The following is a 7,515-nucleotide window of genomic DNA, read 5'->3' on the forward strand; positions in this document are numbered from 1 at the left end:
TGCGGTTCACCGGCTTGGCACAGCCGGCCGGCGCGGGACAGGCCGGCGGTCCTGGGCAGCCGACCGGTGCCGGGCAGCAGCCCACCAGGGCGCGGCAGACGGGCGGCGCCGGGCAGCCGACCGGCTCGGGTCAGCCCACCGGCAGTCAGCAGCCCTCCGGTAGTGGGCAGTCCGGCGGCGGGGGAGAGGCCACCGGTGCGGGGCAGTGTGGCGGCACGGACCAGTCCGGCGGTGCGGTGCGGTTCACCCGCTCGGTACAGCCGACCGGCGCGGGGCAGACGGGCGGCACCGGGCAGCCGACCGGCTCAGCACAGCCCACCGGTAGGCAGCCGATCGGCTCAGCACAGCCCACCGGTACGCGTCAGCCCTCCGGCAGTGGGCAGTCCGGCGGCGCGGGGCAGGCCACCGGTGCGGGGCAGACGGGCGGCCCTGGGCAGCCGACTGGCACCGGGCAGCCCACCGGTAGGCAGCCGATCGGCTCGGGACAGTCCACCGGAACGCGTCAGCCCACCGGCAGTGGGCAGTCCGGCGGCGCGGGTCAGGCCACCGCCGCAGGGCAGTACGGCGGCACGGACCGGTCCGCCGGCGCGGTGCAGTTCACCGACTCGGTACAGCCGACCGGCGCGGGGCAGACCGGCGGCGCGGCGCAGTTCACGGGAACGGGCCAGCCCACCGACCCCGTCCAGCCCACCGACGCGACGCAGCTCACCGACCCCGGCCAGCCCGCCGGGGCGCCGCAAACCCACACCGCCACCGTCGTCGTGATCAGCGGCATGGCGGGGGTCGGGAAGAGCAGCCTGGCGGTGCACTGGGCGCACCGTATCGCCGAACGGTTTCCCGACGGGCAGCTGTATCTCAACCTGCGCGGCTTCGACCCCGGCGGGTCGCCCACTCAGCCCGCGGAGGCCATCGCCGGGATGCTGCACGCCCTGGGCGTGCCCCCGCAGCATCTGCCCACCGGGCTGGACGCGCAGGCCGCGCTGTACCGCAGCCTGCTCGCCGACCGGCGTGTCCTCGTCCTGCTGGACAACGCCCGGGACCATGAGCAGGTCCGTCCGCTGCTGCCCGGCAGCCCCGGCTGTCTGGCCCTCGTCACCAGCCGCAGCCAGCTGCCCGGCCTGGTCGCCTCGGACGGGGCCGTGCCGGTGCTCCTGCGCCTGCCGCCCGTCGAGGACGCCCGCGCGTCGCTGGTGCGGCGGATCGGCCAGGAGCGGGCGGCCGCCGAGCCCCGGGCCGTGGCGGACATCATCGAGTTGTGCGGACGGCTCCCGCTGGCGCTCGCCATCGTCGCCGCCCGCGCCGCCCTCCACCCCGGCTTCCCGCTGGCCGCCGTCGCCACCGAACTCCGACGCAGCCACGGCAGCCTCGACGCCTTCGCCGACACCGGGAGCGCCATCGACGCGCGCGCCGCCTTCTCCTGGTCGTACGACGCCCTGACCCCCGAATCGGCCCGGGCGTTCCGGCTGCTGGCCCTGCACCCGGGGCCGGACCTCACCGCCGCCGCGGCGGCGAGCCTCACGGGCCTTCCCGTACGCCGCACCCGTACCCTGCTGGCCGAACTCACCCGGGCCCACCTCCTCACCGAACACAGCTGGGGCCGCTACACCTTCCACGACCTGGTGCGCGCGTACGCCACCGAGCTCGTCGAGGACCACGACACCGACGCCACCCGCCGCTCCGCGCTGCACCGGATGCTCGACCACTACGTCCACACCGCGCACCCGGCGGCACTGCTGCTCTCCCCGGACGCCGACCTCATACCGCCGGGCCCGGCGCTGCCCGGTGTCACACCCGAGACCCTCACCGACGACCGGCAGGCCCTGGACTGGCTCACCGCCGAGTACACCGGGCTGCTCCCCGCGATGGAACGGGCCGCCGTGTCCGGGTTCGACGCCCACCTCTGCCATCTGGCGTGGGCCCTGGAGGCGTTCTTCGACCGGCGCGGCCACTGGCACGACTGGCACACCGCCCAGCGTGCCGCGCTGGAGGCGGCACACCGGCTGGCCGACCCGGAGTGGCAAGCCTTCGCCCAACGTTCGCTCGCCCGCGTCGACGGCAGGCTCGGCCACTACGCCGAGGCGCGGACCGGCCTCGACCGGGCCGCCGAGGCGTTCGACCGGCTCGGCGACACCGTCCGGCTCGCCAATACCCACCGCAGCCTGGGCTGGACCTCCGACCAGCAGGGCGACCTCACCGCGGCCCTCGCCCACAACCAGCGGGCGCTGGAGCTCTTCCGCGCGGCGGGACAGCGCGCCGCCGAGGCCCGGGTCCTCAACGCGGTCGGCTGGTATCTGTCCCTGCTGGGGCGGTACGACCAGGCCCTCACCCACTGCGAGCAGGCCCTCGTCATGATGCGGGAAACCGGCGACCGCTACGGCGAGGCCGCCACCTGGGACAGCATCGGATTCGCACACCACCACCTCGGCCAATCCAAGCAGGCGGTCATCGGCTTCCACAACGCCCTCACCGTGTACCGCGAACTCGGCGTGCCGTACCAGGAAGCCGACACCCTCACCCGCCTCGGGGACACCCATCAGGCGACGGGGGAGCAGGCCGCCGCGCGGGAATCCTGGCAGCGGGCCCTCACGCTCTTCACTGAACTGGGCAGGCCCGACGAGGCCGAAGGAGTCCGCGCCCGGATGCGCGACCGCGACCGCGAACGCGGTCTCGCCTGACCTTCCGCGAACACCACCGTGCGCGCAGGGGAAACACCCGGTGCGCTGGCGGACAACGCGCGGGGACCGGACCGCCCTAGCGTTCGGGACACCAGGCGGCCGCGGGGTTCGGCCGCCGTAGCCACGCTGTTCCCCGGAGGGTGCCGAAGTGTCCACGATGCCGGTCGGCGGGCTCGTTCCCGTCGCCACCGACGACGAGGCCGCGGACGTGATCGTCCGTAACGCGAAGGTGTACACCCAGGACGCGGCACGCCCGCAGGCCGGTGCGGTGGCCATCCGCGACGGCGTGGTGCGCGCGGTCGGGGACGATGCCGACATCGCGCCGTACCTGGGCGCGCGGACCCGCCTGGTCGACGCGCTGGGCCGCCGGGTCGTCCCCGGGCTCAACGACACCCATCTGCATGTCATCCGCGGCGGGCTCAACTACGTCCTGGAACTGCGCTGGGACGGCGTCCCCTCGCTGCGCCAGGCCCTGGCCATGCTGCGCGACCAGGCGGCGCGCACCCCGAAGGGCCAGTGGGTGCGGGTGGTGGGTGGGTGGTCCGCCGAGCAGTTCGCCGAACGGAGACCGCCGACCGTCGCCGAACTCAACGCCGCGGCCCCGGACACCCCGGTGTTCGTGCTGCACCTGTACCAGTCGGCCGTGCTGAACCGGGCCGCCCTCAAGGCCGCCGGGTTCACCAAGGACACCCCCGACCCCAAGGGCGGGCAGATCGTGCGCGGCCGCGACGGGGAGCCGACGGGCCTGCTGCTGGCCGCGCCCAGCGCCCTGATCCTCTACTCGACCCTGGCCAAGGCGCCGACGCTGCACGGGGCGGACAAGAAGACCTCCACCCGCCACTTCCTGCGCGAGCTGAACAGATTCGGGCTGACCTCGGCGATCGACGCCGCCGGAGGCTTCCAGAACTTCCCCGGCGACTACGGCACGGTGACCGAACTGGCGCGGGACGGCCTGCTGTCCCTGCGCATCGCGTACCACTTGTTCCCGCAGACCGCGGGCCAGGAGATCGAGGACCTGACCCGCTGGATCGAGATGGTGCGCCCCGGGGACGGGGACGCGTGGCTGCGGCTCAACGGCGCGGGGGAGAACCTGACCTGGGCCGCGGCCGACTTCGAGAACTTCGCCCAGCCCCCGCCCGTACCTCACCGGCGACTACGAGGCCCGCGTTCGAGAAGGCCGTACGCCTGCTCATGGAGAAACGGCTGGGGCTTCGGGGCACGCCACGTACGACGAGACCATCCGGCGCGACCTCGCCGTCTTCGAAAAGCTCGCCGCTGAGGGCCTGTTCCCGGCCGGGAACAGGTGGCTTTTCGACCACGCGGAAACCGTCTCCCCGGACAGCCTCGACCGCATCGCGGCGCTCGGCGGGGCACCCGTCCGTGCAGAACCGGCTGTCGTTCCAGGGCGAGGCGTTCCTGCGGCGGTACGGCGCGGGCTCCTCGTTTCGATGCGCCGCCGCTCGCGGCCATGCTCGGCCGGGGGCTGACCGTCGGCGCCGGAACCGACGCCACCCGGGTGCCCTCGTACAACCCCTGGGTCGCTCTTTCTCTTTTCTGGTCTCCGGCCGCTCGGTCGGAAACCTGGCGCTGCGGCCCCCGCAGAACCGGGTCGGCCGGGAGACCGCGCTCGCGATGTACACCCGGGCCGGGGCCGAACTGACCGGCGAAGGCGGCGTCAAGGGCATGCTGCGGCCGGGTTTTCTACGGCGACCTGGCGATCCTGTCCGACGACTACTTCACCGTGCCCGAGCAGGACATCCCGCACATCGAATCGGTGCTGACCATCGTCGGCGGCCGCATCGAGTACGCCGCCGCCGAGTACGCGGGCCTGGACGAGGACATCCCGCCCGTCAGCCCCGAGTGGAGCCCGGTGGCACACGTCGGCGGCTATCAGGCCACCGGCACACCGGGCGGCTCCGGCGCCCGCCAGGCGGAGTCGCTCGGCCAGGCGGTCGCCGAGTCGGAGCAGCACCGGCAGTGGCGGGTGCGGCGCGGCGCGCTCCCCGAGGACCACGCCCCGGCGTTCGACAGCTGCTTCGTGCTGTGAGCGGACGGGGCACCACCCGGGGTCCGCCACCTCCGCGCACCACGCACACACACCCCACCCCCAGACGCCACCAGAGAAAGGGCCCCACCATGGTCGACATCGCCGAGGTCACCGCCACCCCCAGCCCCGCCCTGCTCACCCCGGACAACGCGGTGATGCTGTTCATCGACCATCAGCCGCAGATGTTCTTCGGCACCGGCAGCCACGACCGCACCACGATCATCAACTCCACCGTGGGCCTGGCGAAGGCGGCCAGAGTGTTCGACGTGCCGGTCGTGCTCAGCACCGTCGCCGCCGAGACCTTCTCGGGCCCGCTCCTCCCGCCGCTCGCGGACGTCTTCCCCGACCAGAAGGTCATCGACCGCACCTCGATGAACGCCTGGGAGGACGTGGCGTTCGTCGAGGCCGTCAAGGCGACCGGCCGCAAGAAGCTCGTCATCTCCGGGCTGTGGACCGAGGTGTGCCTCGTCCTGCCCGTGCTGTCCGCCATCGCGCAGGGCTACGAGGTGTACGTGGTCACCGACGCGTCCGGCGGCGTCACCCCGCAGGCCCATGAGCACGCCGTCCAGCGCATGGTGCAGGCCGGTGCCGCCCCCGTCACCTGGGTGCAGGTCCTGCTGGAGCTCCAGCGCGACTGGGCCCGTACGGAGACGTACGGCCCGGTCACGGAGGTGGTGAAGGAGCACGCGGGCGCCTACGGCCTCGGCGTGCTGTACGCCCAGTCCATGCTCGGCGAACACGCCGCCGGCTGAGCGCCCCCTCACACCGGTGGCGGCCATGGCGCCGCCACCGGTGGACCGACCGCCGAGGAACGGACGTTGAGGATGCGCAGACTGCTGAGGGACGCCGCCCGGACCTTCAGGCCAGACGTGACGGACCGTCACGGCCCGCTGCCGCCACTGCTGTTGACGCTGACCGTGGTGACGGGGCTGGTCGACGCGGTGAGCTATCTGGGGCTCGGCCATGTCTTCGTCGCCAACATGACCGGCAACGTGGTCTTCCTCGGCTTCGCCCTCGCGGGCGCCCCGGGCCTGTCCGCCCCGGCCGCCCTCGTGTCCCTCGGCTCCTTCCTCACCGGCGCGCTCGCCGGGGGCCGCGCCGGCGCCCGGCCGCCCACCCACCGCGGGCGGCTGCTCGCCGTCTCCACCGGCACCCAGACGGCCCTGATCGCGGCCGCCACCGCCGTATCGGCGCTCGCTCCCGTGGGTCAGGCCGCCACGGGGGTCCGCTACGCCCTGATCGTGCTGCTCGGCCTGGGCATGGGGCTCCAGAACGCGGTCGTACGACGCCTTGGCGTCCCCGATCTGACCACCACCGTGCTCACCCTGACCCTGACCGGCCTCGCCGCCGACTCCGCCGCCACCGGCAGAACCGCCACCGGCAGAACCGCCACCGGCAGAACCGCCACCGGCGGCACGGCCCGCCGCGTGCTGTCCGTCCTCGCGATGTTCCTCGGGGCCCTCACCGGCGCCTGGCTGTTTCCGCGCTGGGGTATCGCCGCCACCCTGGGCCCGGCCCTGACGCTGCTCGCCGTCACCGCCGTCGTGGCTCACCGCCTCTCGGCGGACGACGCGGTCTGGGCCCGGCCGGGAAGCTGAGCGGTTGCGTCCGCGGGCTGATTCAGGCCGCACTTTCCGGCGATGCGCCGCGTGTGCACGTAATTCAGAATCCGGAACGTGCTCCGCCGATTGGGTTCGATCGGCGCGCTCGAGCGGTTTACCCAGCGGTGCTCCCGCTGGGTAAATGGTGTATTCGAGGGGCACAAGGGGCGCCGGTGGCACGCTCTCTTCCGTCCCAGCTCACGAAAGGTACATCAATATTTAACAAAGGAAGAGAGGGGTGGCGCCGCGATCGCTCTCCCCGCCTATGGCGAGATCCAGCCCGTCCTGGCAGGTGCGGCGCTCGCAACTTGTTGACGGCTCAGTAACCGGATCGCTAATTTCGCCTCCGCGTCGTTTTGTGTAAAAGGCGCAAGCCGTACGTTAGACGTGCATGCCAGAATTATCTCCCTTTCGCGGCTCTAGCGATTTATCCGGAGAAAACATGTCATCCGTTGCGTATCCTGGCGATCTGGTTATAGGCATCACTCCGTTCGGGGAACCCGATCCCCGACTCGCCGCGGCGGTCAGCCGCGCGGGCGGCCTCGGCGTCCTCGACCTGGGAATGACGCGCCGCACGGCACTGGACGCGTGGGAACGCGTCAACGACTGGGTGCCCGACGGGCGGTACGGGGTGCGCGTGGCGGCGGGCTGCCCCCTGACGCCCGCGGATCTGCGGTACGCGGCACCACCGGACACCGGACCCCCAGGGGGCGGCGGCGGACCCGGGCCGCACACCGTGATCCTCGGCGCGGGTGCGCCCTGGCCGCTCGACGCCGTCGCCGCCCACCACCGCGTGCTGGTCGAGGTCACCGACCTCGACCAGGCCCTCGAAGCGGTACGCGCCGGAGCGCACGGACTGATCGCCCGGGGCAGCGAATGCGGCGGGCCGGTCGGCGAACTGAGCACCTTCGTCCTGCTCCAGCGACTGCTGGCCGAGTCCGGGGTGTCCGTACCGGTGTGGGCCTGCGGCGGCATCGGCCCGCGCACCGCCGCCGCTGCGGTCATCGGGGGCGCGGCCGGGGTCGTCCTGGACACCCAGCTGGCCCTGCTCGCCGAATCGGGGCTCCCCGAGGACCGCGCCGCGCTGCTCCGGCCGATGGACGGATCGGAGACCCCCGTCGTCGACGGGCACCGTGCGCTGCGTCCGCGCGTGCGCTCTCCGCACCCCGGGCAGACCCTGACGGTAGGTCAG

At 73.1% G+C, this 7,515-nt stretch carries 4 protein-coding genes and 1 pseudogene; all 5 read left to right on the forward strand.

Translation table 11 applies throughout. The annotated features are described in order from the left end of the window. Window positions 1-2,675, forward strand: a 2,675-nt coding sequence (locus SSOG_RS40435) for an ATP-binding protein (RefSeq protein ID WP_106516540.1), incomplete at its 5' end; no start/stop codon positions are given. Window positions 2,676-2,823: 148 nt separating this feature from the next. Further along, window positions 2,824-4,722, forward strand: a pseudogene (locus SSOG_RS58705) (amidohydrolase). Window positions 4,723-4,811: 89 nt separating this feature from the next. Then, complete coding sequence (locus tag SSOG_RS40450) at window positions 4,812-5,474, forward strand: hydrolase (RefSeq protein WP_009720106.1); 663 nt, start codon at window positions 4,812-4,814, stop codon at window positions 5,472-5,474. Between the two features lie 72 nt (window positions 5,475-5,546). Then, complete coding sequence (locus SSOG_RS40455) at window positions 5,547-6,320, forward strand: YoaK family protein (RefSeq protein ID WP_009720107.1); 774 nt, start codon at window positions 5,547-5,549, stop codon at window positions 6,318-6,320. A gap of 445 nt (window positions 6,321-6,765) precedes the next feature. Continuing rightward, a partial coding sequence (locus SSOG_RS40460) for a nitronate monooxygenase (protein WP_208867430.1) occupies window positions 6,766-7,515 on the forward strand: 750 nt, incomplete at its 3' end.

The organism is Streptomyces himastatinicus ATCC 53653, from assembly GCF_000158915.1.
GTDB lineage: Bacteria > Actinomycetota > Actinomycetes > Streptomycetales > Streptomycetaceae > Streptomyces > Streptomyces himastatinicus.

What these genes read in the sequence shown, in the direction of transcription:
- SSOG_RS40450 (WP_009720106.1), top strand. Translation starts at nt 4,812, where the DNA reads ATGGTCGACATCGCCGAGGTCACCGCCACCCCCAGCCCCGCCCTGCTC.
- SSOG_RS40455 (WP_009720107.1), top strand. Translation starts at nt 5,547, where the DNA reads ATGCGCAGACTGCTGAGGGACGCCGCCCGGACCTTCAGGCCAGACGTG.